The 23,972-nt window shown below is 65.7% G+C and carries 21 protein-coding genes and 1 pseudogene; 5 read left to right on the top strand and 17 right to left on the bottom strand.

Going from position 1 to position 23,972, the window contains the following annotated elements; translation table 11 throughout:
* Positions 1–66 precede the first annotated feature (66 nt).
* Positions 67–2,295, bottom strand: a complete 2,229-nt coding sequence (locus tag CEY09_RS07070; RefSeq protein ID WP_088588081.1) for an NADP-dependent isocitrate dehydrogenase — start codon at positions 2,293–2,295, stop codon at positions 67–69.
* Positions 2,296–2,945: 650 nt separating this feature from the next.
* Here CEY09_RS07070 and ilvA point away from each other — a divergent pair.
* Positions 2,946–4,529 carry a threonine ammonia-lyase, biosynthetic gene (ilvA, locus tag CEY09_RS07065; RefSeq protein WP_088588080.1) on the top strand — a complete coding sequence of 528 codons (1,584 nt, stop codon included), beginning with the start codon at positions 2,946–2,948 and terminating at the stop codon, positions 4,527–4,529.
* Positions 4,530–4,557: 28 nt separating this feature from the next.
* Here the strand turns inward: ilvA and CEY09_RS07060 are convergent, their stop codons facing one another.
* From CEY09_RS07060 to CEY09_RS07040, 5 genes are all read right to left on the bottom strand, one after another.
* The gene (locus CEY09_RS07060) at positions 4,558–5,472 is read right to left on the bottom strand and encodes a hypothetical protein (RefSeq protein ID WP_088588528.1); all 915 of its coding nucleotides are present in this window, start codon (positions 5,470–5,472) and stop codon (positions 4,558–4,560) included.
* Positions 5,473–5,547: 75 nt separating this feature from the next.
* Positions 5,548–6,330 carry an ABC transporter ATP-binding protein gene (locus CEY09_RS07055; RefSeq protein WP_088588079.1) on the bottom strand — a complete coding sequence of 261 codons (783 nt, stop codon included), beginning with the start codon at positions 6,328–6,330 and terminating at the stop codon, positions 5,548–5,550.
* 2 nt (positions 6,331–6,332) lie between these two features.
* Positions 6,333–6,788: an azurin gene (azu, locus tag CEY09_RS07050; protein WP_088588078.1), complete on the bottom strand. Its 456-nt coding sequence runs from the start codon at positions 6,786–6,788 to the stop codon at positions 6,333–6,335.
* A gap of 30 nt (positions 6,789–6,818) precedes the next feature.
* Positions 6,819–7,901 (bottom strand): FecCD family ABC transporter permease, encoded by a 1,083-nt coding sequence (locus tag CEY09_RS07045; RefSeq protein WP_088588077.1) that lies wholly within the window; start codon positions 7,899–7,901, stop codon positions 6,819–6,821.
* Positions 7,902–7,908: 7 nt separating this feature from the next.
* Positions 7,909–9,039: an ABC transporter substrate-binding protein gene (locus CEY09_RS07040; protein WP_088588076.1), complete on the bottom strand. Its 1,131-nt coding sequence runs from the start codon at positions 9,037–9,039 to the stop codon at positions 7,909–7,911.
* A gap of 208 nt (positions 9,040–9,247) precedes the next feature.
* On the opposite strand from CEY09_RS07040, the gene CEY09_RS07035 reads away from it, so the two are divergent.
* The 4 genes from CEY09_RS07035 (at position 9,248) to CEY09_RS07020 (ending at position 13,613) form a co-directional block, all read left to right on the top strand.
* Positions 9,248–9,931 (top strand): response regulator transcription factor, encoded by a 684-nt coding sequence (locus CEY09_RS07035; RefSeq protein WP_088588075.1) that lies wholly within the window; start codon positions 9,248–9,250, stop codon positions 9,929–9,931.
* Positions 9,924–11,228 (top strand): sensor histidine kinase, encoded by a 1,305-nt coding sequence (locus tag CEY09_RS07030; protein ID WP_088588074.1) that lies wholly within the window; start codon positions 9,924–9,926, stop codon positions 11,226–11,228. Before CEY09_RS07035 ends, CEY09_RS07030 begins: the two co-directional genes overlap by 8 nt.
* A gap of 121 nt (positions 11,229–11,349) precedes the next feature.
* Positions 11,350–12,522: an acetyltransferase domain-containing protein gene (locus CEY09_RS07025; protein WP_088588073.1), complete on the top strand. Its 1,173-nt coding sequence runs from the start codon at positions 11,350–11,352 to the stop codon at positions 12,520–12,522.
* Between the two features lie 8 nt (positions 12,523–12,530).
* Positions 12,531–13,613 carry a porin gene (locus CEY09_RS07020; protein ID WP_088588072.1) on the top strand — a complete coding sequence of 361 codons (1,083 nt, stop codon included), beginning with the start codon at positions 12,531–12,533 and terminating at the stop codon, positions 13,611–13,613.
* Between the two features lie 8 nt (positions 13,614–13,621).
* On the opposite strand, the gene CEY09_RS07015 is transcribed toward CEY09_RS07020, so the two are convergent.
* From CEY09_RS07015 to CEY09_RS31895, 11 genes and pseudogenes are all read right to left on the bottom strand, one after another.
* Positions 13,622–14,593 carry an ABC transporter substrate-binding protein gene (locus CEY09_RS07015; RefSeq protein ID WP_088588071.1) on the bottom strand — a complete coding sequence of 324 codons (972 nt, stop codon included), beginning with the start codon at positions 14,591–14,593 and terminating at the stop codon, positions 13,622–13,624.
* A gap of 28 nt (positions 14,594–14,621) precedes the next feature.
* Complete coding sequence (locus tag CEY09_RS07010) at positions 14,622–15,470, bottom strand: ABC transporter permease (protein WP_088588070.1); 849 nt, start codon at positions 15,468–15,470, stop codon at positions 14,622–14,624.
* Positions 15,467–16,264, bottom strand: coding sequence for an ABC transporter ATP-binding protein (locus CEY09_RS07005; RefSeq protein ID WP_088588069.1), 798 nt, complete (start codon positions 16,262–16,264; stop codon positions 15,467–15,469). Before CEY09_RS07005 ends, CEY09_RS07010 begins: the two co-directional genes overlap by 4 nt.
* 23 nt (positions 16,265–16,287) lie before the next feature.
* Positions 16,288–16,845, bottom strand: coding sequence for a carboxymuconolactone decarboxylase family protein (locus tag CEY09_RS07000; protein ID WP_088588068.1), 558 nt, complete (start codon positions 16,843–16,845; stop codon positions 16,288–16,290).
* Positions 16,846–17,007: 162 nt separating this feature from the next.
* Positions 17,008–17,748 (bottom strand): amino acid ABC transporter ATP-binding protein, encoded by a 741-nt coding sequence (locus CEY09_RS06995; protein ID WP_088588067.1) that lies wholly within the window; start codon positions 17,746–17,748, stop codon positions 17,008–17,010.
* A gap of 37 nt (positions 17,749–17,785) precedes the next feature.
* Complete coding sequence (locus tag CEY09_RS06990; protein ID WP_088588066.1) at positions 17,786–18,889, bottom strand: amino acid ABC transporter permease; 1,104 nt, start codon at positions 18,887–18,889, stop codon at positions 17,786–17,788.
* Position 18,890: 1 nt separating this feature from the next.
* A complete protein-coding gene (locus CEY09_RS06985) occupies positions 18,891–20,054 on the bottom strand; it encodes an amino acid ABC transporter permease (protein ID WP_175216732.1) in 1,164 nt (387 codons plus the stop codon).
* Between the two features lie 30 nt (positions 20,055–20,084).
* Positions 20,085–21,293 carry an aminotransferase class I/II-fold pyridoxal phosphate-dependent enzyme gene (locus CEY09_RS06980; protein WP_006223016.1) on the bottom strand — a complete coding sequence of 403 codons (1,209 nt, stop codon included), beginning with the start codon at positions 21,291–21,293 and terminating at the stop codon, positions 20,085–20,087.
* 103 nt (positions 21,294–21,396) lie between these two features.
* A complete protein-coding gene (locus CEY09_RS06975; protein WP_088588064.1) occupies positions 21,397–22,413 on the bottom strand; it encodes an amino acid ABC transporter substrate-binding protein in 1,017 nt (338 codons plus the stop codon).
* Between the two features lie 471 nt (positions 22,414–22,884).
* Positions 22,885–23,613, bottom strand: a complete 729-nt coding sequence (locus CEY09_RS06970) for a FadR/GntR family transcriptional regulator (RefSeq protein WP_006223014.1) — start codon at positions 23,611–23,613, stop codon at positions 22,885–22,887.
* A 247-nt stretch (positions 23,614–23,860) separates the two neighbouring features.
* Positions 23,861–23,972 (bottom strand): annotated as a pseudogene (locus CEY09_RS31895) (5-dehydro-4-deoxyglucarate dehydratase); the annotation flags it as partial.

The raw sequence follows: 23,972 nt of genomic DNA, 5'->3' as shown, positions 1-23,972 counted from the left end.
CGGCAGCCTGTGGGGCTGCCGGCTTTTTTGTCGTCCTGGCGGCGGGTGGCCGCCGGGCGAGGGGGCTTAGCCGATGGAGGCCAGCACCTGGTTCAGCGTGGCGCTGGGGCGCATGGCCTGGCTGGCCTTCGATTCGTTCGGCTGGTAGTAACCGCCGATGTCGACCGGCTTGCCTTGGGCCGCCTTCAGTTCTTCAACGATCTTGGCTTCGCTTTCGGCGAATGCGCCAGCGGCGCCGGCGAACTGGGCAGCCAGTGCGCGGTCGTCGGTTTGCGCGGCCACGGCCTGGGCCCAGTACATGGCCAGGTAGAAGTGGCTGCCGCGGTTGTCCAGGCCGCCGACCTTGCGATCGGGCGACTTGTTTTCGTCCAGGAACTTGGCGGTTGCCTGATCCAGCGTCTTGGCCAGGATCTGGGCGGTCGGGTTCTTGTACGCGCGGCCCAGGTGATCCAGGGATTCGGCCAGGGCCATGAATTCGCCCAGCGAATCCCAGCGCAGGAAGCCTTCTTCCAGGAACTGCTGGACGTGCTTCGGCGCCGAACCGCCCGCGCCCGTTTCGAACAGGCCGCCACCGGCAACCAGCGGAACGATCGACAGCATCTTGGCGCTGGTGCCCAGTTCCATGATGGGGAAGAGATCGGTCAGGTAGTCGCGCAGCACGTTGCCGGTGACCGAGATCGTGTCCAGGCCTTCGCGGATGCGCTTGACCGAGAACTTGGTGGCTTCAACCGGATCCAGGATGCGCAGGTCCAGGCCGCTGGTGTCGTGGTCGTTCAGGTACTGCTTGACCTTGGCGATGACCTGGGCGTCGTGGGCACGCTTTTCGTCCAGCCAGAAGACGGCGGGCGTCTTGCTGGCGCGGGCGCGGGTGACGGCCAGCTTGACCCAGTCCTGGATCGCGGCGTCCTTGGTCTGGCACATGCGCCAGAGGTCGCCCGCTTCAACGGCTTGTTCCAGCAGGACCTTGCCCGAGGCGTCGGTAACGCGCACGGTGCCCGATGCGGGCACGACGAACGTCTTGTTGTGCGAACCGTATTCTTCGGCGGCTTGGGCCATCAGGCCGACGTTGGGCACGCTGCCCATCGTGACCGGATTGAAGGCGCCGTTCTTCTTGCAGTCGTCGATGACGGCCTGGTAGACGCCAGCGTAGCTGCGGTCAGGGATGACGGCCTTGGTGTCTTGCAGTTGGCCGTCGGCGTTCCACATCTTGCCCGAGTCGCGGATCATGGCGGGCATGGACGCGTCGACGATGACGTCGCTGGGCACGTGCAGGTTGGTGATGCCCTTATCGGAATTCACCATCGCCAGTTGCGGCAGCGTCTTGTAGGCGGCGTCGATGTCGGCGGTGATGGCGGCCTGCTGGTCAGCGGGCAGCGATTGGATCTTGGCGTACAGGTCGCCGATGCCGTTGTTGGCATCGAAACCGGCTTGCTTGAGCACCGCGGCGTGCTTGGCCAGCACGTCCTTGTAGAACACGGACACGACGTGGCCGAAGATGACGGGGTCGGAGACCTTCATCATCGTGGCCTTCAGGTGCACCGAGAACAGCACGCCGGTGGCGCGCGCGTCGTCGATCTGGGCCTGCAGGAAGGACTTCAGCTTGGCGGTCGACAGCACGGCGGCGTCGATGATCTCGCCGGCCTTGACCGGGGTCTTTTCCTTCAGCACGGTCTTCGTGCCGTCGGCGGCCGTCAGTTCGATCTTGACGTCGCCGGCTTCGGCGATCAGGGCCGACTTTTCAGTGCCGTAGAAATCGCCTTCGGACATGTGGGCCACGTGCGACTTCGAATCAGCCGACCAGGCGCCCATCTTGTGCGGGTGCTTGCGGGCGTAGTTCTTGACCGACAGCGGGGCGCGGCGGTCGGAGTTGCCTTCGCGCAGGACCGGGTTCACGGCGCTGCCCTTGACCTTGTCGTAGCGCGCCTTGACGTCGCGCTCGGTGTCGTTGGCGGGAGCGTCGGGGTAGTCCGGCAGCTTGTAGCCCTGCTCCTGCAGTTCCTTGATGGCCGCCTTCAGTTGGGGCATCGAGGCGCTGATGTTGGGCAGCTTGATGATGTTGGCTTCGGGCTGGACCGCCAGCGCGCCCAGTTCAGCCAGGGCGTCAGAGAGCTTCTGGCTGTCTTCGAGGTAGTCCGGGAAGAGGGCGATGATGCGGCCGGCCAGGGAGATGTCGCGCGTCTCGACCGTGATGCCTGCGGGTTTGGCGAAAGCCTGGACGATGGGAAGCAGCGAACGGGTTGCAAGCGCCGGAGCTTCATCGGTGAGGGTATAGATAATCTTCGGAGTAAGAGACATGATCCTTGAATCTGTTCGGCTTCAGGCGCTTTTGGCGCAAACCCGAACATGCTAAGCGGCGTACGCCGGTAGATGTTATCGAGAGTGGGTTCGTATGGGCAGACGCGGATCAACGACCTGGATCTGTCCAAATTGGCCGGCGCCCGCCCTTTATTTGATGGCCGGTTTACCGGGCCATTCTGGGATGGTGCGACTGCCACGAATTGAACATTGTAATACCGCGATACGCCCGGCGCGCGGGGAAATGACCGCAAAAGGCCGTCTTATGGGCTCGATATCGCATCAATACGGCCTCGATATGGCCCAATAGCCGAATTTTGGCAACGAATGCGCCATGCTTGGAAGCGCCTGAGGCCTCAACGGCCGGCAATGTGTGGGCAATAGGGCCTAACGTGGCGGCTTCCCACGCGAATGGTGCATCGAGTCAGGATGAAGCCGGCCTGCTATGGGCGATTTGACAAACTTTCGCGGCGGGCGCAAGCTGCGGTTCATGACTTCCCGCGCCGTCCGCATTTCGCTGATTATTACCATCATTCCTGGAATGGTGGGTTAGCGCGCGACCGCAGTCAGTCACAGCCACCCGCCCCACGAGGCGGGTTTTTTGTGGCCGCCTCTGCAAGGCAAGTAAGTATCCCAACGCAGAGAACCCCATGCCCGCTTGCACCCCCGCCGACTCCCTTGCTGACACTACGGACTTCCAGCAAGGCAATGCTTCGCCCATCGAATACCTGCGCCAGATCCTGACCGCCCGCGTGTACGACATTGCCCGCGAAACCGAACTGGACCCCGCGCGTGGCCTATCGGCGCGGCTGAACAACACGGTCCACCTCAAGCGCGAAGACAACCAGCCCGTCTTCTCGTTCAAGGTGCGCGGGGCCTACAACAAGATGCGCAACACGCCGCAAGCGGCGCTGGACCGCGGCGTGATCACTGCGTCGGCCGGCAACCATGCGCAGGGCGTGGCCATTTCGGCTGCCAAGCTGGGCGTGCGCGCCATCATCGTGGTGCCGCAAACGGCCCCGCAGGTGAAGGTGGACGCCGTGCGCGCCCACGGCGGCCCGACCGTCACCGTGGTGCAGGCGGGCGATTCCTACAGCGATGCCTACACCCACGCGCAAACGCTGGCCCAGCAACAGGACCTGACCTTCATCCCGGCCTTCGATGACCCCTACGTGATCGCGGGCCAAGGCACTGTCGGCATGGAAATCCTGCGCCAGCATCCCGGCGCGCTCCATGCGATTTTCGTGCCGATCGGCGGGGGCAGCCTGGCGGCGGGCGTATCGGCCTATGTGAAGACGGTGAACCCGGCAGTGAAGGTCATCGGCGTGCAGACCGAGGATTCCTGCGCGATGGCGCAATCGCTGCAGGCGGGCGAGCGCGTCAATCTGCCGGAAGTGGGGCTGTTTTCGGACGGCACGGCGGTCAAGCTGGTGGGCGAAGAGACCTTCCGCCTGTGCCGCGAGTATCTGGACGAAGTGATCTTGGTGGACACCGATGCCGTGTGCGCGGCAATCAAGGACATGTTCCTGGATACGCGCAGCGTGCTGGAGCCCGCGGGCGCCCTGGCGGTGGCGGGCTTGAAAAAGTATGTGGAACGCGAGGGCGCGCAGGGGCTGTCGCTGGTAGCCATCACCTCCGGCGCCAACATGAACTTTGACCGCATGCGCTTCGTGGCCGACCGGGCCGAGGTCGGCGAAGCGCGTGAAGCCGTGTTTGCCGTGACGGTGCCCGAAGAGCGTGGCAGCTTTCGCCGCTTCTGCCGCGTCCTGGGGCAGCGCAGCGTGACGGAATTCAATTACCGCATTGCCGATGCGCAGACCGCGCACATCTTCGTCAGCATGCAGATCGCGCGCCGCGGGGACTCGGCCGACATCGCGGCGGCGCTGGAAGAGCAGGGGTTTTCGGTCAACGACCTGACGAACAACGAAGTGTCCAAACAACACATCCGCTACATGGTGGGTGGCCGTTCGCCCCTGGCGGCCGGCGAACGGCTGTTCCGCTTTGAGTTCCCGGAACGTCCGGGCGCGCTGATGAAGTTCCTGTCGGAGATGGCGCCCAACTGGAATATCAGCCTGTTCCACTACCGCAACCAGGGCGCGGACTTCAGCTCGGCGCTGGTGGGCATCCAGGCGCCGCTGGCCGACAGCGCGGCGCTGGACGCTTTCCTGCTGCAATTGGGCTACGCCCATTTCGAGGAAACCGGCAACGAGGCCTATCGCCAGTTCCTGATCTGAACGCGCGGCCGGACGGTGGGGCCTGCCGTCAGCCCGGTTTGCAGTTGGCCTTGGCGGGCAGGGACACGCCGGGCTGCAATGTCAGTGTGGCGCGGCCCTGCGCCTGCGTCAGTTGCAGGGTGCGGGCGCGCCAGGCCGGCACGTCGTCGAAGGCCACGTCGGGGCGGGTGGAAGACGTGGCTAGCGGGTCGGGCTGGTTGAATCCGAGCGCGGGCAGGCTCAGGCACGTGTCCTTGAATTCCAGCCGCGCCAGTTCGCGGCCGTCGCTCATGCGCACGGCGCGGAACGCGATCGGCGCATCCACGAATTTGGTGATTTCGGGCACGTACTGCTGGTAGCCGTGGGCGTCCTTGACTTGCGTGGCGGGCTGCACCACGACCACGTCGCGCCCGGGCGGGATGGCCAGATAGGCCACGTCGCCGTCCACGTCCAGCAGCTTGCCGGCGCCCAGGTTCAGCGCCTTGAGCGGCGCGTGGCGGATCATCACGGTTTCATTCCAGGCCGTTTCGACCCGCGTCCAACCCGGCAGCCGGGCCGCTTCGAAACGCGTGCCGTTCGGGCGGTCGCGGTCGCGCTTGTCGGACAGCGCCAGACGGTTCACGCGCAGGGCGCCGTTGACGACCTGCAAATGGGCCAGCACGGGATCCGTGCTGGAACTGTTGAAGTAGGCCAGCACCGCGTCCGTCTCCAGCGCCTTGGCGGGGCCCGCGCAGAAGAACGCGCCAGCGGCGGTTTCCTTGCCGCCCGGGTACAGGAGCTTGCCGACCTCCGGGCCGCAGAGCTTGTTGCCCTGGAAGGTGATCGTCGTACTGCGCGTGTTCTGCCGCTGGCCGGTGTTCCAGTCGCTGCGGCCGCTGGTCGTGACTTCCACCACCAGCCCATGGTTGTCGTAGATCACGGACGCGCCTGCGGGCGCGGCAAGCATGCTGAGAAAAAACGCCATGATGCGGCCTCTCGACATCGGTCGGCTCCCTGGGAAGGCTAAGCGGTGACTATATACCGCCTTCGGATATCGCCTTTACGCCCCGGCAAGTCCGTCCACGTGGACCTGAGCCTGCCCCTGCGGGCAGCGCTCCACGCGGGCCTGCACGCGGTAGACCCGGCGCAATGTCGCCGGCGTGACGACCTCGGCGGGCAGGCCTTCGGCTTCGATCACACCGCCGTGCAGCATCAGCGCGTGGTCGGCGTGGCGCAGCGCGATGTTCAGATCGTGCAGCACCACCAGCGTGATCAGCCGGTGCTGGCGCGTCTGCCGGCGCAGCACATCCATGACGTGGAACTGGTAGTTCAGGTCCAGCGCGGACAAGGGCTCATCCAGCAGCAGCAGGCGCGGGCGGCGCACCAGGGCCTGGGCCAGCGAGGCAAGTTGCTTCTGGCCGCCCGACAGCTCGTCCAGGTAGCGGCTGGCCAGCGTGGCGATGCCCAGGTCCGCGATGACGGCCATGGCGTCGCGCATCAGGTCCTGGCCGCCTGCGCCGTGGCGACCCGAGCGGGCGGCCACCAGCACGGATTCGAAGACCGTCATGTGCACGCCTTTGGGCAGCGCCTGCGGCATGTACATGGCGCGTTCGGCGCGGCGCGAAGGCGCCGCTTGCGCCAGGTCTTCGCCGTCCAGCAGCAGTTCGCCGCGCATGACGGGATTCAAGCCCGCCAGCGTCTTCAGCAGCGTGGACTTGCCGCTGCCGTTGGGGCCGAGCAGGGCGGTGACGGCGCTTTCCGCCAGCGGAGCAGCGGAAAGCGCCTGCAGCACCGGCTTGCCGCCGTAGCCGGCGGTAAGCCCACGTATGTGCAGCGAGGTCATCGTCAGGGTTGCAGCACCAGCGTGCCGCGCATGTGCTGGGCGTGCGCCGGGAACGAGCAATAGTAGGTGTAGGGCTGGCCTGCGCGCAGGCGGCTGACGGGGAACGTCACCGTCGCGGTTTCGCCACCGCCCAGCATCGGGGTCTTGGCCAGGATGCGGGCGTCGCCAGGCGCCAGGAAGTCGTGTTCCGCCCCGGCCTTGATGCCGTCGACCATCACGGCATCGATGTCTTCGGTTTTGGTCAGCACCCAATTGTGGCCGGCCTTTTCCTTGCTGTTCTTGCCCGTGTGGATCAGGCGCACCGTGAACGCCTGGCAGGTGGCCGGCACGACGATATGGTCAGGGCCGAACTGCTTGCCGGGCCGGCCTTCTACGTCGATGGCGCACGCGTCGGGGGCGGCATGGGCGGCGCCGGCCATCAGCAGGGCAGCCAGGGTGAAGCACACGCGAGATTGCATCGGGGAGATCTCCTTAGGGGATGCGGGGCGTCAGGCGCGCTTGAGAGCGCGCACGACGATGGTGAGGAAGAACGGGATGCCGACCAGCGACGTCACGATGCCGACGGGAATCAACGCGCCGGGCAGGACGGTCTTGGACGCGACCGAGGCCAGCGACAGGATCAGGGCACCGGCCAGCGCGCTGCCCGGCAGGTAATAGCGGTGGTCTTCGCCCAGCAGCAGGCGGGCGATGTGCGGGGCCACCAGCCCCACGAAACCGATGGTGCCCACGAACGACACGGCCAGCGCCGCCAGCGCGCTGACGCGCAGCAGACTGACCAGGCGCAGGCGGCGGACGTCGATGCCGAAGCTGGCGGCGCGCTCTTCGCCCAGGCGCACGGCGGTCAGCTTCCAGGCGTCGCGCATCGAGAAGGGTACGGCCACGGCGATCGCGGCGGCCATGACGGCTACGGTCGTCCAGTTGGCGCGCGCCAGGCTGCCCATCGTCCAGAACACGATGCCCTGCAGGGCTTCTTCGCTGGCCACGAATTGCAGCAGCATCACCAGCGCCTGGAAGGAATACACCAGCGCGATACCGAACAGCACCACGCCCAGCGTCGACCCACCGCGCCACCGGGCGACGCGTTCCAGGATCAGCACCGACACCAGGGTGCAGGCAAAGGCGGAGATCGACACCACCATGCCGGGCGGCAAGGCGGGCAGGTGCCAGTCCAGCGTGATGGCCAGCGACGCGCCGAAGGCGGCAGCGGCCGAGACGCCCAGCGTGTAGGGACTGGCCAGGGGGTTGTCCAGCATGGTCTGCATCTCGGCGCCGCCCAGGCCCAGCGCCACGCCCACCAGCAGCGCCATCAAGGCGTACGGCAGCCGGAACTGCCAGACGATGACGCGCGTGCCGGCGCTGGCCGTATCGGGATGCAGCAGCGTCTGCAGCAAGTCGGCAGGAGAGAGGGCGGCGGGGCCGCTGGCGATGTCGGCCAGCAGGCTGGCGGCAATGGCCAGCACCAGCACGGCCGTCAGCAGCAGGCGCTTGCGGACGGTGCGCCGGTAGGCGGCGATGGGGTCTTCCGGGGCGGCGGCAATGGCAGGCGCGGCCGCGGTGGTGGTGCTGAGCATGATGCGCCTATCGGGCAGGGGCTGCGGCCGGCGCCGTCCAATAGGTGCCCGCGTTGTCCACGTCCAGGAACTGGCGGTACAGCGCGTCCAGCGAGGCTTGCGGGTCCAGCGCGGCGGCGCGTTCCGGGTACAGCCATTTCGTCATGGCTTCGATGGCGACCACGTTGTAGGGCGAGTTGTAGAACGCGTGCCAGATGCCGTAGGCACGGTGCTGCTTCACGGCGTCCAGGTCGCGGATGCCGTCGCGGCCAAGCAGGGTGGACAGGCTGTCCGCCGATACCGCGGCAGCGGCGCCGGGGCCGACCAGCAGCCCGGGGCGGCCTGGTTCGGAACGGCTGCCGGTGGCGATATAGACGTCGGGTTTGGCGTCCAGCAGGAATTCCAGGCTGACGTCGCCAATGGCGCCCGGGAGCACCGGGGCGGCCACGTTCACGCCGCCGGCGGTTTTTAGAAGGTCGCCGAAGCTGCCGTTGCCGGTGGTGTGGCAGCAGGCGGGCCACACGCCTGCCAGCATTTCCACGAACACGCGCGGGCGCTGCGCCTGCGGCACGGGGTCGACGATCTTGCGCACGCGGGCCAGATGGTCTTCATAGAAAGCGATGTAGGCGTCGGCCTCTGCCTGCCGGTCCAGCGCCTGGCCCAGGATGCGCATGCTGGGCACGGTATTCTCCACCGGGTGCTGGCGGAAATCGATGAACACGATGGGGATGCCGGCCGCCTGCAGCGCCGCGATCATGGGGTTGTTGCGGCCGGGGCCGTGGCCGCTCAGGCTGAACACCGCCACATCAGGTTGCAGCGACACGATCTTTTCGGGGCTGACGCTGGCTTCCGACGTCTTGCCGATCAGCGGCACGTCGGCCGCCTTGGGATAGCGCTTGACGAGTTGGGTCCACGAATAGGGGTCTTGCTGCTTCAGCTCGCCTTGCCATCCGACCACGCGGGCCACGGGATCCTTCCGGTCCAAGAGGGCCATGGCGAAGACGAAGCGGCCTTCGCCCAGCAGCACGCGTTTGGGGTGGTCGGGCACCGTGACGACGCGGCCTGCCAGATCGGTGACCTGGCGGGCCTGGGCGCCGGGCAGGGCGCAAAACAGGGCAGTGGCGGCCACGGCCGCACGGAAGAGCTTGATCGCACGCATCGAAAAATCCCGGGTTGCGCCGTTGCCCGCAGGGTTGCAGGTAACGCGAACCATTCTTATCGACACGCAGTGTCCGCCAAGCCATCTCAAGAAAGCGTTAAGACGAGCGCGGTGTGGTGTGCGCGCCGCAAGCGGGGAGGGAGCGCGGCGCCCCAGGGCAGGCGGGCACATACAATATGAGACTGATTTCCATTCCCTGCGGGCTTGCATGCGCGTTCTAGTCATCGAAGACGACCCTGACATCCTGGCGAACATCACGCATCATCTGACGCGGCGCGGCTACATCGTCGATTGCGCCGAAGACGGGCAGCGTGGCTACGCGATGGCGGCCTCGGGCAGCTTCGACCTGATCGTGCTGGACCTGATGCTGCCGCGGCTGGACGGCTATGAACTCTGTCGCCGCCTGCGGACCGAAGCGGCGTGCGATACCCCGGTAATCATGGTGACCGCGCGCGATACGCTGGGCAACCGGCTGACGGGTTTTGACGCGGGCGCGGACGATTACCTGGTGAAGCCTTTTGCGTTGGCGGAGCTGGCCGCGCGGGTGAAGGCGCTGCTGCATCGCGCCAGCGGCGCGAGCGCCACGCGCGTGCTGCGCGTGGGCGACCTGACGCTGGACACGGGCACGCTGGAACTGACGCGCGCCGGCCAGACGCTGCGCCTGCCGCCGTCGCCGCTGCAACTGCTGACGCTGCTGATGCGCGCCAGCCCGTCGGTCGTCCACCGTGCGCGGCTGGAAGAGGCCTTGTGGCGCGATTCGCCGCCCGACAGCGACAGCCTGCGCACGCATATCCACCAGATCCGCCACGTGGTCGACAAACCGTATGACACGGCGCTCTTGCACACCGTGCACGGCATCGGCTATCAGCTCCGGGCGCCTGACGATGCCTAAGCGGACGGGGCCGCTGGCCCGGCGCGGCCTGGCGCGCCATCTGGTGCTGACTTACGTGGTGCTGGCCCTGCTGGTGGCGGGGCTGCTTTCCTGGCTGTCGGTCTGGAGCGTGGGCAAACTGGAGGCCCACTTGCAGCGCATCGACATGGGGATGGCGGTGGAGCGGGTGCGCGGCGATTTCCTGGCGGGCATCGACCCCGGCCGGCCCAACCGCTTCTTTCATGGCGACCCCGGCAGCGAAGCCTTTCCCGCCTGGCTGCGGCGGCTGAACCCGGGTTTCCACAAGATCGAACGCGAGGGCCGCGTTTGGCACGTGATGGTCGATGACCAGGACGGCCAGCGCTACATGCTGCTGCGCGACTACACGGACTATGAACAAAGCCAGGTGGCGTCGCACTGGACGGCCGTCAGCGGGCTGGCGGGCAGCCTGGCGCTGGCGTTCATCCTGGGCATCCTGGCCACGCGGCGACTCTTGCGGCCCTTGTCGCGGCTGGCGGCGCAGGTCAACGCGCGGGGCGCGCAGCCGCCGCAGACGCGGCTGGCCGAAGATTATCCGCCGGACGAAATCGGCCAACTGGCCGCCGCCTTCGACGCGACGTACAACCAGCTGGAACAGGCGCTGCGCCGCGAACAGCTGTTTACCGCGGACGTCGGCCACGAATTGCGCACGCCGCTGATGGTGATCTCCAGTTCGTGCGAACTGCTGCGCGAGGAACAGGCATTGGACGCCAGCGGCCAGGCGCGTCTGGCCCGCATCGAAGCGGCGGCGGCCGACATGGGCGAAAGGCTGGATACCTATCTGATGCTGGCCCGCGGCGGCGACGCCGCTGAACGCTTTGCACGCGAAAGCGCCCACACCGCGGCGCGGGGGCAACTGGCGGCCTGGAGTGCCGTGGCCCAACGCCGCGACATGCGCCTGACGCTGGAGGTGGCGCAGCCCGAGGCCCCGGCGCTGCAATTCCCGGCGCCGCTCTTGCGTGCCGTGCTGTCCAACCTGATCCGCAATTCGCTGCAGTACGCCGGTCCGCGAGCCAGCGTCGTGATCACGGCCGGGCCCGACTTCATGCAGGTGGCGGACGACGGGCCGGGCATCGCCGCCGAGCGCCACGAGGCCGTCTTCAGCCCCTTCGTGCGCGGCGAACAACCGGATGCCGGCAACCTGGGGCTGGGCCTGTCGCTGGTGCAGCGCATCTGCGCGCATCAGGGCTGGCGCGTGTCGCTGCAATCGGCGCCGGGGCGCGGCACCGTCTTCCGCGTGGATCTTGCGGCACCCCGCGCGCCCGATAGGGCAGCGTAGATTCAGGCAATCGTAATTTCTATTGGCTAAGTAATGTTATTACATTACAATTCTGCGCAAACATTCACCCGGCCCTGATTTTGGCCGCGACCCGTCACGGTCAGTTTTCCGCGTATCTCCCATGGCATCTTCCCTTCCTGCTTCCGCCGCAGCCGGCGGCGCGCGCTTGCGCGCGATCGACGCCCTGCGCGGCCTTGTCATCGTCATCATGCTGCTGGACCATGTGCGCGAGACGTTCTTTTTGCATCATCAGGTCAGTGACCCCATGGATGTCGTGGCGACCGACCCGGCCTTGTTCTTTTCCCGATTGCTTGCCCATCTGTGCGCGCCGGTGTTTGTCTTCTTAACGGGCCTGTCCGCGTGGCTCTATTGCGCCAAGACTTGCAGCCGACATGCTGTTTCGAGTTTTCTTGCCACCCGCGGCCTGTTTCTGGTGGTCCTGGAAGTGGTTGCCGTGAACTTCGCGTGGACGTTCCAGTTCCCGCCGTCCATTGTGTACTTGCAGGTAATTTGGGTGATCGGCCTGTGCATGCTGGTGTTGTCCGCGTTGCTGTGGCTGCCGCGGGCCGCGCTGATCGCCGTGGGCATCGTGTTGGTGGCGGGCCACAATGCACTGGACGGCATTCATTTTGCGCCGGGGCAGGCGATGCACGTGCCCTGGGCGGTGCTGCATGATCGTGGCTGGATTGAACTGGGCGACACCCTGCGTCTGCGCACGTCGTACCCATTGCTGCCCTGGATCGGCGTGATTGCGCTGGGTTATGCGGCGGGGCCATGGTTCCAGAAGGACGCTGACGCGGCTTGGCGTCAGCGGCGGCTGTGGACGGCGGGTCTGGCGTCGATCGCCGCCTTCGTCGCGTTGCGCGCGTTCAACGGATATGGCCAGGCCCAGCAGTGGGCAGTGCAAAGCGATGTACTGCATACGGCGATGAGCTTTCTGAACATCACCAAGTATCCGCCGTCCTTGATGTTCCTGCTTCTGACGCTGGGACTTGGTGTCTGCGCGTTGGCGCTGATCGAACGGGTGCAGGCCGCCGCCTGGGTCGGCGTGCTGTGCGTGTTCGGCGCCGCGCCGATGTTCTTTTATCTGTTGCATCTGTACGTGCTGAAGGCGCTGTACCTGGCGGGTGAGCGCGTGTGGGGCCTGAATCAAGGCAAGTACTTCGGCGTGGACAGTATCGCGAGCATCTGGCTTATCTCCATGTTGCTGGCGGTGGCGCTGTACTGGCCGGTGCGCGCGTTCGGCCGCCTGAAGGCGCGGCGCCGCGACATCGTTTGGTTGAAGTACCTGTGAGGCCGCCAATGCGTTTTCGCAAGCTGTCGGCGGGCGTGGTCGCGCTGATGGCGCCTTGGTGCGCCAAGGCGGACAAGCCAGTGGCACTGTATGGCGTAGTTGACCTCAGTCTGGCGGGTTTCTCGACGCAGGAACGCGGCACGGCGCTGAACATGCAATCGGGCGTGCAGTCCGGATCGCGCTGGGGTCTGCGCGGCAGTGAAGCGCTTGGAAACGGCGTGCGCGCAAACTTCCAGGTGGAAAGCGGGATGCTTGCCAACAACGGCAGGTCGGCGCAGGGCGGGCGCTTGTTCGGACGAGCGGCCTGGGTGGGGGTATCGGGCGGATTCGGCGACCTCCGGCTGGGCCGGCAGACGTCGGTGTCGTCCGCCACGTTGGCTGACTATGACGCATTCCAGGCCTCCTACCTGATTGCGGGTGCGCAGACGGCGCTGCTGCCTTACAACGCGAACCGCGCCGACAACACCGTCGCGTACTGGACGCCGTCGGCGGGAGGCCTGCGCGCGGGGGCCGACATCAGCCTGGACTATGACGGTGGCGGCTTTCAGACGGCATCCACCAACAAGCTGTACAGCGCTGCGCTGATCTATGAGCGCGCTGGCTACGCGGTCACGGCGACCTATGAAGGCGCACGTTGGGCGAACGGTACCGCCCAGGCAGCCGCGATGGCCCAGGCTGGCGGCACGCGTCAGCCCAACGCCTACACGCTGGCGGCCCGTGTGGCGCTGGGCGCGTTTACGCTTTATGCAGGCTGGTCCAATATGCGTGACGGGTCGACGATTCCCGCAGTGGTTTCGCCGGGACAGCGCGCCTACTTTCCCGGAGGCACGGTGAACGCAGCGATGGCCGGGGCGGCGTGGCGGTCAGGTGCCAGCACCGTCATGGCGTCCTGGCAGGCAAGCCTGCCGGGCGGTGGAGCATTGGCCGCGGATGGCGCCACGCACACCCAGCAGATCTACTCGGCCGGATATGGATACGATCTGTCCAAGCGCACCAATCTGTATGCGGTCTTTGGCTACATGCGGGGGGCTTGGACGGACCCTTCGTGGCATCAATCGCAGTATGCGGCAGGCATACGTCACCGGTACTGAGCGGCGCCTCAGTACGCCTTGCCCGAGATCTGCTGCGCGTATCCCAGGTCCAGCCACTTCGGGTCCTGCGGGATGCGGTCCAGGTTGCCCAGGTCGATTTGCGTTTGCAGCGCGTCTTTCAGCGCCTGCTCGGGCACGGCAACGGAATCGGCGAACACGCCGTCATCGATCAGGCGTTGCACCGAGGCGCGCACGACGGCCGGATCCAGGTTGGGGAACAGCTTGAGCCCGCTTGCCACCGCCGCTGCCGGATCCTTGCGGATTTCCTTCAGGGCGCGGTCGATGCCGGACACGAACTTCTGCGACACCTGCGGCGAAATGTCCTGCCGCGTGGAAATCGCCGAGAACGTGTACGGGCCGATCTCGCGCGAGAACGCGGACACGACCTTGAACCCCTGGGCTTGTGCCTGAGACGCGCCCGGTTCGTAGAGCACGGCGCAGTCGGCCTTGCCCGAGCTCAACGGGCCGATCTCGTTGCCCAGCGGCACTTCCAGCAGGTCCAGGTCGCGCTTGGGGTCCAAGCCGGCGTTCTTGACCAGCTTCAGGAATGCCGACGAACTGGTCGTGGGCATGGCGCCGGTGGCGACGGTGGCGCCTTTCAGGCTCTTGAATCCGTCGAACGTGAAGCTTTGCTTGCAGGTCAGCCAGACGCCCAGGCGGTTCAGGGTGCCGCCCACCACCTTCACGGGCGCGCCGCGGCCGAATGAAATGGCGGTCCATTCGGGGCCGTGGAGGGAAAAGTCGGCGCTGCGCGAAATGACGGCGGCCAGCGCATTGGTCGACGACGAGGCCACGTCGATGCGCACGTCCAGCCCTTCGTCCTTGAAGTAGCCGTGCTCTTCCGCGAAATAGACCGGCAGGTAGAACACGGATTTGAATGCGGCCGACACGACGGCGCGGTCGTTGGCGGCGAAGGCGGTGACGGACAGCAGCGAGGCGGCGGCGGCCGTGGCCAGCCGTACGGAGAGCGTTGTTTTCATGGTCGAGGAGAGCGCCGCGCAGGCGCGGTCAAAGTTTGAATTGAGTGGCGTAGGTTTGGTCTTTCCAGCGCAGCAGGCGCTTTTCGGCGATGTCCACCCCGGCATACAGGACAAAACCCAGCAGCATCAGCGAGAAGATGCCGACCCAAACCGTGTTCAGGTCATACAGGGACGAGGCGACGAAGATCACATGCCCCAGTCCGTATTTGGACGAGATGAATTCACCGACGACTGTCCCCACCAGCGCAAAGCCGATGTTGATGCGGAACGTGCTGATGATGGCGGGCAACGCCGACGGCACGACGACCTTGCGGAAGATCTGGCGACGGGTAGCGCCGAGCGACACCATCATTTTCTGGATGTCGGGGTCGGTGTCCTTGGCGGCCTGGAATGCGGCCAGCAGCGCGACGATGGACGTGAGCGACACCGAGAGGGCCACTTTCGAGATGACGCCGGTGCCGAACCACAGGATGACCAGCGGCGCGAAGGCGATCTTGGGCACGCTGTTGATCGCCACCAGGAAAGGCTCGACCACGCGGGCGGCATAGGGCGAATACCAAAGGGCCAGGCCGGGCACGGTGCCCAGAAAGGTCCCGGCCACGAAGCCCACGGCCGACGCCCACAAGGTGTAGTTGGCGTGTTCCCACAATTCGCCGTTCTGGATCATTTTCCAGGCGGCTTGCAGGACGCCGGCGGGCGAGCCGAACAGGAAGCCCGACACCGCGCCGGTGCGCACGCCCGCTTCCCATGCGCCGAACAGCACGGCAAGGATCAACAGCTGGGTCGCCAGCACCGGGACGCGGAACCCCGCCGGGCGGGCAGGGCGCGTGCCGCCGGCGGCAAGGCGCGGGGCGGCGGAAACGGAAGGCTGGTTCATGCGTGGGTCCCGTCCTTGCGACCGGTCTGTATGTCGAGTTCCTGGCAAAGCAGGTCGAAGTAGGCAGGAAAGCGGCTGTCGTGGCGGGCCTCCAGCGGCGAGCGTGTGCCCAGCGCGATGTCGTGCACGCTTTTCAGGCGGCCCGGGCGGGCGCTCAGCACGAAGATGCGTTCGGACAGCGCGATGGCTTCGTCGATGTCATGGGTGACCAGCACGACGGTCTTGCCTTTCTGGCTGACGGTATCGGCCAGCATGGATTCCAGGAACAGCCGGGTCTGGTAGTCCAGGGCGGAAAACGGCTCGTCCAGCAGCAGCACGTCCGGATCGGGCAACAGCGTGCGGGCCAGCGCTACGCGCTGCCGCATGCCGCCGGACAACGCCTTCGGATAGCTGTCCTGGAAGGGCAGCAGGCCGAAGGTGTTCAGGTAGTCGCGCGCCAATTCCACGGATTCCGCGCGCGGCGTGCCGCGCAGTTCCAGGCTGACCAGCACGTTGTCCAGCACCGTGCGCCAGGGCATGAGCAAGTCGCGTTGCAGCATGTAGCCGACGCGTCCGCGCAGGTTGGGCAGCGGTTTGCCGTCCAGTGCGATCGTGCCCGCGTCATGCTCGAGCAGGCCGGTCAGGATGTTGAACAAGGTGGACTTGCCGCAGCCCGACGGTCCGATGATGCTGATGAATTCGCCGCTGGCGGCGTTCAGGCTGATGTCGTCCAGCACCTGGACGGGGCCGGTCTCGGTGACAAAGCGCTTGGAGAGGTTGCGGATCTCCAGCTTTAAAGCAGGGGCAGGGCTCATGGCGGTATGGATTTCAGGCCGCCCTAGGCCGCGCCATGATCCAGTTCCAGCGCCACCACGTCTTCGTGGGGCACCTCAAGCGCTTCGTTGAAACGCTTGAAGAAGCTGCAGAGCGCGATGCGGATGGTCAGTTCCACGATCTGTTCTTCATTGAAGAACGTTTGCAGGCGGCTGTAGAACGCGTCGCTGACCTGCGACGGCGTCAGCGTGACCAGTACCGCGTAGTCGCGCACGACCAGGTCCTTTTCGTCCAGGCCGGGCACCTCGGGCTCGAGCAGGCGGTCGATGGCCTCCTGCGAGATACCCTGCGCGGCCAGCTTGGGCGTGTGCAGCGTGACGCAATAGTGGCAGGCGTGCGCCTTGGAAGCGGTCAGCAGCGCGATTTCCAGATGGCGCGGCGAGATCAAGCCGTCTTCACGCGACTGCACAAGGTAGGAAAAGAAGTGCTTCAACGCCGGGGGCCGCGGCGCGAAGGCGCTGAGCATGTTGGCGTAGGGGCCGTAGTCCTGCAGCAGTTGATTGAAGAGGGTGGCAGTAGCGGGATCCAGCTTGGCGGGATCCAGGGGGCTCAGGCGGGGCAAGGCGATTCCAGCGGAAGAGAAACGAACAATCCGGGAATCCTAGAAGACTGCCATCCTTCTGGAAAATACCGATATCACATATGTATATGGGTATACGTCCGTATCGGGCGTAGGGGGCGCCCAAAAAAATGCCGCCTTCATCGTGAAGGCGGCGGGTCCCGGTCAGTGCAGGATCTGGCTCAGGAAGAGCTGCGTCCTTTCATTTTGCGGGCGGTCGAAGAACTCGTCGGGGCTGTTCTGTTCGATGATTTCGCCGCGGTCCATGAAGATCACCCGGTTGGCGACTTTGCGCGCGAAACCCATTTCGTGGGTCACGCAGATCATCGTCATACCGCTTTCCTGGGCCAGCGTCACCATCACGTCCAGCACTTCCTTGACCATTTCCGGATCCAGCGCGGAGGTCGGTTCGTCAAACAGCATGACCTTGGGGTTCATGCACAACGAGCGCGCGATCGCCACGCGCTGTCGCTGGCCGCCCGACAGCTGGCCGGGAAATTTCTTCGCCTGGTCTGGAATGCGCACGCGCTCCAGGTATTTCATGGCGGTGGCTTCGGCCTGGGCGCGCGGTTGCTTGAGCACCCACATGGGGCCCAGCGTCAGGTTTTCCAGCACGGTCAGGTGCGGAAACAGGTTGAAGTGCTGGAACACCATGCCCACTTCGCGGCGAATGGTCTCGATGTGCTTGATGTCATTGGTCAGCTCGGTGCCGTCCACGATGATTTGGCCCTGCTGATGCTCTTCCAGGCGGTTGATGCAGCGGATCATCGTGGACTTGCCCGAGCCGGACGGCCCGCACACCACGATGCGTTCGCCCGGCGCCACGTCCAGGTTGATGTTGCGCAGCACGTGGAACTGGCCGTACCACTTGTTCACGCCCTGCAATCGAATAATGGAATCCGACATGCTTGGTCTCCGTAAAGGGTTACCGGGTGGCGCGGCTTTAGCGCGCGTGCCCGGTGGCCAGCCGCTTTTCAAGCGCCTGGCTGTATTTGGACATGGAATAGCAGAAGGCGAAGTAGATCAGCGAGATGAAGAGGTAAGCCTCCACCCCGAATCCCCGCCAGGCCGCATCGGACAGGGCCGCCTTGGCCGCCAGCGTCAGGTCGAAGATGCCGATGATCACCACCAGCGACGTGTCCTTGAACAGGCTGATGAAAATGCCGACCAGGGGCGGGATCACGATCTTCAGCGCCTGCGGCAGGATGATCTTGCGCATCTGCTGCCAGTAGTTCAGGCCCAGCGAGTCGGCGCCTTCGTATTGGCCTTTCGGGATGGCCTGCAAGCCGCCGCGCACCGTTTCCGCGATGTAGGCCGCCGCGAACATGATGATGGCGATCTGCGCGCGCAAGAGCTTGTCGATGGTGAAGCCTTCCGGCAGGAACAGCGGCAGCATCACCGACGACATGAACAGCAGACTGATCAGCGGCACGCCACGGATCAGCTCGATGTACACGACGCACAGCGTCTTGATGGCGGGCATCTTCGACCGCCGGCCCAGCGCCAGCAGCACGCCGATGGGGAAGGCGAAGGCGATGCCGAACGTGGCCAGGATCAGCGTCAGCGGCAGGCCGCCCCAGCGCGAGTTCTCGACGTACGTCAGGCCGAACACGCCGCCCCACATCAGGAGCGCCACGGCGGAGAGGCCTGCGGTCCAGATGAGGGCCAGCTTGCCGTTCCAGAAACGGCGCATGCCGCTGCAGGCGATCACCGCCCCGAGGATCAGCGTGGCCGCGAGGGGGCGCCATTGCTCGTCGAACGGATAGGTGCCGAACAGGATCAAGCGGTGCTTCTCGACGATGAACGCCCAGCAGGCGCCGCCGACCGAGGCCCGGCACTCCATGGCGTTGGTGGCGGTGAAGTTGGCTTTCAGGAAAGCCCACTCCACCAGCGCCGGCAACGCCATCAGCAGGAACCACGCCAGCAGCACGGTGATCAGCAGGTTCAGCGGCGACGAGAACAGGCGGGACCGGACCCAGGCCCAGGCGCCCACCTGGGTGCTGGGCGGGGGCAGGGCTTCGGTGAAAGAGTGCGTAGTGCTGCTCATCTCAACGCTCCACCAGCGCGATGCGCTTGTTGTACCAGTTCATGAATATCGAGATCGACAGGCTGACCGTCAGGTAGGCGCCCATGATGATGAGAATGCCCTCGATGGCCTGGCCGGTCTGATTCAGCGTGGTGTTCACCACCGACACGATGTCCGGATAACCGATGGCGACCGCCAGCGAACTGTTCTTCAACAGGTTCAGGTATTGGCTGGTCATCGGGGGGATGATCACGCGCAAGGCTTGCGGCAACACCACCAGGCGCAGGACCTTCGCGCGCGGCAGGCCAAGCGACCCGGCGGCTTCCCACTGGCCGTTGTTCACGGCCTGGATGCCCGAACGCACCACTTCCGCGATGAACGCCGAGGTGTAGACGGTCAGGCCCAGGAACAGGGCCACGAACTCCGGCGTCAGTGTGAGGCCGCCCGTGAAGTTGAAGCCCTTCAATTCCGGCATGTCCAGGGTCAGGGATGCGCCGCTTGCCAGCCAGCCCAGCGCGGGCAGCAGGACGAGCAGCCCGAGTGCCGCGCGGCCCAGCGGGAACACGCGTCCGGTGGCTTCCTGCCGCTTCGTGCCCCAGTGGCCCAGGAACAGGACAGCCATGATGGCCAGCGCCAATCCACCCAGGACCCAGTCTAGCGAAGCGCCTTCCAGCCCGGGCACTTTCAGGCCGCGGTTGGAAATGAATAGGCCCGGCAGCGGGTTGTGCGCCTGGCGCGGCCCGGGCATGTTCTCGGTGATCAGCGCGTACCAGAAGAAGAGCTGCAGCAAGAGCGGCACGTTGCGCATCACCTCGACATACACCGACGTGATCTTCGCCACCAGCCAGTTCTTGGACAGCCGGCCGACGCCAATCAGGACGCCCAGCAGCGTGGCGGCCACCAGCGCAAGCAGGCCCACCCGCAGCGTGTTCAGCACGCCCACGAAGATGGCGCGGCCATAGGTGTCCGCCGGCCCGTAGGCGATCACGGATTCGCCGATGGCAAACCCCGCTTCGCGGTTCAGGAAGCCGAAGCCGGTGGCGATGTTGCGCATCGACAGGTTGTGGAGCGTGTTGTGCACCAGGAACCAGATGCCGGTCCCGACGAGCGTCAGGGCCAGCACCTGGTAGACCAGCGCGCGCGTGGCCGGGTCGTTCCAGGAGACCCGGTGCGGCGGCCGCCGCACCGAGGGTTGGTCTCTGTGCTTGGCCACGGTTCAGTCCGCCATCAGGGCTTTGACGGCGGCGGCCAGGCGGTCCATGCCTTGTTCGATCACCTCGGTGGACGTCGCGAACGAAAACCGCACATAGGGCGACAGGCCGTACGAGCCGCCGTCGATCACCGCTACGCCCGCTTCGCGCAGGAAGAACAGGCTGACGTCCAGATCGGTCTTCAATTCGCCGGCGGGACCCGTGCGTCCGATCAGGCCCTGCACGTTGGCGTACACGTAGAAGGCGCCGTCGGGCATGGCGCAAGAGATGCCGGGGATGTCATTCAGGCGGCGCACGATCAGGTCGCGGCGGGCCTTGAAGATGTCGACCATCTGCGTGACGCTGGATTGGTCGCCTTCCAGGGCGGCCTGCGCGGCGACTTGCGAGATCGCGCTGGGGCACGACGTGCTTTGCGACATGACCGTGCTCATCGCCTTGATCAGGTCAGCCGGGCCGGCGCCGTAGCCGATGCGCCAGCCGGTCATTGCGTAGGACTTGGACATGCCGTTGACGATCAGCGTGCGCGGGATCAACTGGGGCTCGACCTGCACGGGGGAAGCATGCGACTGCCCGCTGTAGCAGAAGGGCGCGTAGATCTCATCGCTCAAGATCCAGACTTGCGGGTGACGCAGCAGCACGTCGGTCAGGGCGCGTAGTTCAGCGGCGCTGTACACGGCGCCGCTGGGGTTGCTGGGGGAGTTCAGGATCAGCCAGCGGGTGCGCGGCGTGATGGCCGCTTCCAGCGTGGCGGCGTCCAGCTTGAAGCCCTGCGACTCCGGGCCGGTGACGACCACGGGTTTCGCGTCGTTCAGCAGCACCATGTCGGGGTATGACACCCAGTACGGCGCGCACACGATGACTTCGTCGCCCGGCTCCAGGCTGGCCGTCAGCGCGGCCCCGATGATCTGCTTGGCGCCGGCGCCCACGGTGATCTGGTCCATGCCGTAGGAAACGCCCAGGCCCAATTCCAGGCTGTTGGCGATGGCGCGGCGCAGGCCCACCGTGCCGTTGGGGCTGGTGTAGCGGATGTCGCCGCCGGCGATCGCTTCCTGGCCGGCGCGCGCAATGTGCGCGGGTGTGGGCATGTCGGGCTCGCCGAGCGTGAAGTCGGCGATTTCACGGCCTTGGCGGCGCAGTTCGTCGACGACGATCTTGGCGGCCATGCTGGGCGAAGGTTTGATCTGTTTCAGGCGGGCGTTGACGATGCTGTTCATGGTTACAACGTAATAAGGCATAGGCGGGCCGGCGCGCGGCCAGGCTTGCGGGTAAAGAGAAAAGCGGCTTTGCCGGTCCGGCAAAGCCGCGCACGAGAAAGGCTTAGCGCACCGGCCAGCCGTACATCAGGCCGCCCTGGGTCCATTGCTTGTTCAGGCCGCGTTCCAGCTTCAGCGGGCTGTCCTTGCCCATGGCGCGGTCATAGCTTTCGCCGTAGTTGCCGACCTGCTTGATGATGTTGTAGGCCCACTTGTCGTCCAGCCCCAGGTTCTTGCCCATGCCCGGCGTCACGCCCAGGATGCGCTGCACATTGGGGTTGGTGCTTTTGAGCATCTCGTCCACGTTCTTGGAAGTGATGCCGTATTCCTCGGCTTCCAGCATGGCGTTCAGCGACCAGCGCACCACGTTGAACCATTGCTCGTCGCCTTGGCGGACCATGGGGCCCAGCGGTTCCTTGGACAGGTTCTCCGTCAGGATTTCCCAGTCGTCCGGCTTGGCCAGGCGCGTGCGCATGTTGGCGGCGGTGTTCGACTTGTCGTTGGTGTAGGCGTCGCAGCGGCCCGATTCCAGCAGGCGGAAGTTCTCGTCGTAGTTCTCGACCAGCACCGGTTTGAAGGTCAGGCCGCGGCTGCGGAAGTAGTCGGCCAGGTTCAGTTCGGTGGTGGTGCCCGGCTGCACGCAGATCGTGGCGCCGTCCAGTTCCTTCACGCTTTTCACGTTCATCGACTTCTTGACGATCAGGCCTTGCGCGTCATAGAAGTTCACGCCCACGCCGATCAGGCCCAGCGTGGTGTCGCGGGTCAGCGTCTGCGTGGTGTTGCGCGACAGCATGTCGATTTCGCCCGATTGCAGCGCGGTGAACTTGGCTTGCGCGGTCAGCACGTTGCCCTTGACCTTGGAGGCGTCGCCGAACAGGGCGGCGGCCACTGCGCGGCACATGTCCACGTCCAGGCCCGTCCATTCGCCCTTGCTGTCCAGCACCGAAAAGCCGGGTATGCCGGCAAAGCCGCACTGCAAAAAGCCCTTCTTCTTGACGGCATCGAACGTCACGCCGGCTTGGGCGCCGGAGGCGACGCACAGCAGGGTCGCCGCAACGGCGGTGGTCAGAAACTTACGCATGGAGATTGCTCCTGGGAGGTCGGAAAGCGCTTGGGATAAGCGGGGGAGTCAGGACCATTCACGCGTGCGCCGGCGCACCCCGGACAAGGGCCGGAGCTAGCGGTGCCGCGTAAGCGGACGGGTACGGAAAGGGGAGATTTGCGGCAGGGCCGCAGATGACCGGAAGGCCGGTCAGGTGATATGCCGATGGATGCGCGTGGCGTAGCGGTGGAACGTCGTGCGAAGGGAAAGGATCGGGCTCATCGGCGGCACTTGTACAACGAGGGTCATACGGTAGCGGGGCGCCCGGGCCACCCATCTGGCGGCAAAGCGCGACGCTAAGTCATAAGACGTATGATGGCAGCCGTCATACAAGTAGGCAAGTAAGGGGAATCCCGTAATTTCCTTATGCCTGATGCTTGAGGCGCAAGGCGTTGAGCCTGCGCGGGGGACCGACGTCGGCAGCAGGGGAGCCGCCAGCGCGCCGTGCCCTTATTGGGCGGGCGCCTGCGACAAGAGCTTGCGGTAGCGCGCAATGCTGTCGCCCAGGTGGCGCGCCATCGCGGCACGCGCGGCGCCGGGGTCGCGCCGCATGATGGCGGTCAGGATGGCCTCGTGTTCGCGCACGTTGCGCGTCTCGTAGGTTTCAAGCTCTTCGGGCGTCTTGCCGCCGTGCTTGATGTTCAGGTCCAGCATCACGTCGCGCACAGCGGCCTTCAGCAGCGCCGGAAAGTGCGGGTTGTTCGAGGCCTTGGCGATCGACAGGTGGAATTCGTAATCCGCCTTGACGGCCGCTTCCATGTCGCGGGTGGCGCGGTTGAAGGCGTCGAACGCTTCGATGATGCCGCTGAGGTCGGTGGCCGTGCGGCGCTCTGCCGCAAGCCCACAGGCCTCGACCTCAAGCCCGGCGCGCAATTCCATGATGTGCAGCGCCCAGCGCGGATCCGCAGCGGGCTCGATGACGAAGTCGATGGGCTTTTCGCGGTCTTCCGTGACGAACACGCCGATGCCCGGTTTGCTGACCAGGCGGCCGCTCAGGCGCATCGAGGCAACCGCTTCCCGGATGACGGTGCGGCTGACGTCGAACTCGTCGCACAGCTGATGTTCCGAGGGAAGCTTGTCGCCAGCGCGGTACAGGCGCGCATCCAGGCGCTTGTTCAGTTCCTCGATCACCACGTCAGTCAGGCGCGAACGCGGGCGGGGCCGGGCAGGAGTTTGCATCGTCTCTCTTATAGGTAAGGCGGAAAGCAGGCCGTAGTCCAGCGGCCGGAGCCGCAAGTGTACGCTGTGCCGCCTTCGGGTGTCCGGCCCGAAAGCGGCGGTCTGGCCTCTGGCCGCAGACCGCAAGAAGGATAGCCGTATGACAACATACAGCGCGAAATCCGCCAACTGCTGGTTGCTTGGAAGCGCGCCGCAAATGAAAAACGCCCTCCGTCGGGAGGGCGTCGGGTCTTGCGGAGGCGGTGGCTTACTGGGGGCCGAGCTTCTTGATCAGGGCGTTGAGCATTTCCATTTCTTCGCCGGTCAGGTCGGTCAGCGGGGCACGCACGGGGCCAGCGTCATGGCCGACGAGCTTGGCG

The sequence above is a fragment of the Achromobacter marplatensis genome (genome assembly GCF_002209535.1).
GTDB classification, from domain to species: Bacteria; Pseudomonadota; Gammaproteobacteria; order Burkholderiales; family Burkholderiaceae_B; genus Achromobacter; species Achromobacter marplatensis.
The sequence above is the reverse complement of the archived record's forward strand: the minus strand, read 5'-3'. Positions and strand labels throughout refer to the sequence as shown.

Excerpts from the sequence above, each read along its gene's own strand:
- CEY09_RS07070 (WP_088588081.1), bottom strand. The coding sequence starts at position 2,295 with ATGTCTCTTACTCCGAAGATTATCTATACCCTCACCGATGAAGCTCCG.
- ilvA (WP_088588080.1), top strand. The coding sequence starts at position 2,946 with ATGCCCGCTTGCACCCCCGCCGACTCCCTTGCTGACACTACGGACTTC.
- CEY09_RS07060 (WP_088588528.1), bottom strand. The coding sequence starts at position 5,472 with ATGGCGTTTTTTCTCAGCATGCTTGCCGCGCCCGCAGGCGCGTCCGTG.
- CEY09_RS07055 (WP_088588079.1), bottom strand. The coding sequence starts at position 6,330 with ATGACCTCGCTGCACATACGTGGGCTTACCGCCGGCTACGGCGGCAAG.
- azu (WP_088588078.1), bottom strand. The coding sequence starts at position 6,788 with ATGCAATCTCGCGTGTGCTTCACCCTGGCTGCCCTGCTGATGGCCGGC.
- CEY09_RS07045 (WP_088588077.1), bottom strand. The coding sequence starts at position 7,901 with ATGCTCAGCACCACCACCGCGGCCGCGCCTGCCATTGCCGCCGCCCCG.
- CEY09_RS07040 (WP_088588076.1), bottom strand. The coding sequence starts at position 9,039 with ATGCGTGCGATCAAGCTCTTCCGTGCGGCCGTGGCCGCCACTGCCCTG.
- CEY09_RS07035 (WP_088588075.1), top strand. The coding sequence starts at position 9,248 with ATGCGCGTTCTAGTCATCGAAGACGACCCTGACATCCTGGCGAACATC.
- CEY09_RS07030 (WP_088588074.1), top strand. The coding sequence starts at position 9,924 with ATGCCTAAGCGGACGGGGCCGCTGGCCCGGCGCGGCCTGGCGCGCCAT.
- CEY09_RS07025 (WP_088588073.1), top strand. The coding sequence starts at position 11,350 with ATGGCATCTTCCCTTCCTGCTTCCGCCGCAGCCGGCGGCGCGCGCTTG.
- CEY09_RS07020 (WP_088588072.1), top strand. The coding sequence starts at position 12,531 with ATGCGTTTTCGCAAGCTGTCGGCGGGCGTGGTCGCGCTGATGGCGCCT.
- CEY09_RS07015 (WP_088588071.1), bottom strand. The coding sequence starts at position 14,593 with ATGAAAACAACGCTCTCCGTACGGCTGGCCACGGCCGCCGCCGCCTCG.
- CEY09_RS07010 (WP_088588070.1), bottom strand. The coding sequence starts at position 15,470 with ATGAACCAGCCTTCCGTTTCCGCCGCCCCGCGCCTTGCCGCCGGCGGC.
- CEY09_RS07005 (WP_088588069.1), bottom strand. The coding sequence starts at position 16,264 with ATGAGCCCTGCCCCTGCTTTAAAGCTGGAGATCCGCAACCTCTCCAAG.
- CEY09_RS06995 (WP_088588067.1), bottom strand. The coding sequence starts at position 17,748 with ATGTCGGATTCCATTATTCGATTGCAGGGCGTGAACAAGTGGTACGGC.
- CEY09_RS06990 (WP_088588066.1), bottom strand. The coding sequence starts at position 18,889 with ATGAGCAGCACTACGCACTCTTTCACCGAAGCCCTGCCCCCGCCCAGC.
- CEY09_RS06980 (WP_006223016.1), bottom strand. The coding sequence starts at position 21,293 with ATGAACAGCATCGTCAACGCCCGCCTGAAACAGATCAAACCTTCGCCC.
- CEY09_RS06975 (WP_088588064.1), bottom strand. The coding sequence starts at position 22,413 with ATGCGTAAGTTTCTGACCACCGCCGTTGCGGCGACCCTGCTGTGCGTC.
- CEY09_RS06970 (WP_006223014.1), bottom strand. The coding sequence starts at position 23,613 with ATGCAAACTCCTGCCCGGCCCCGCCCGCGTTCGCGCCTGACTGACGTG.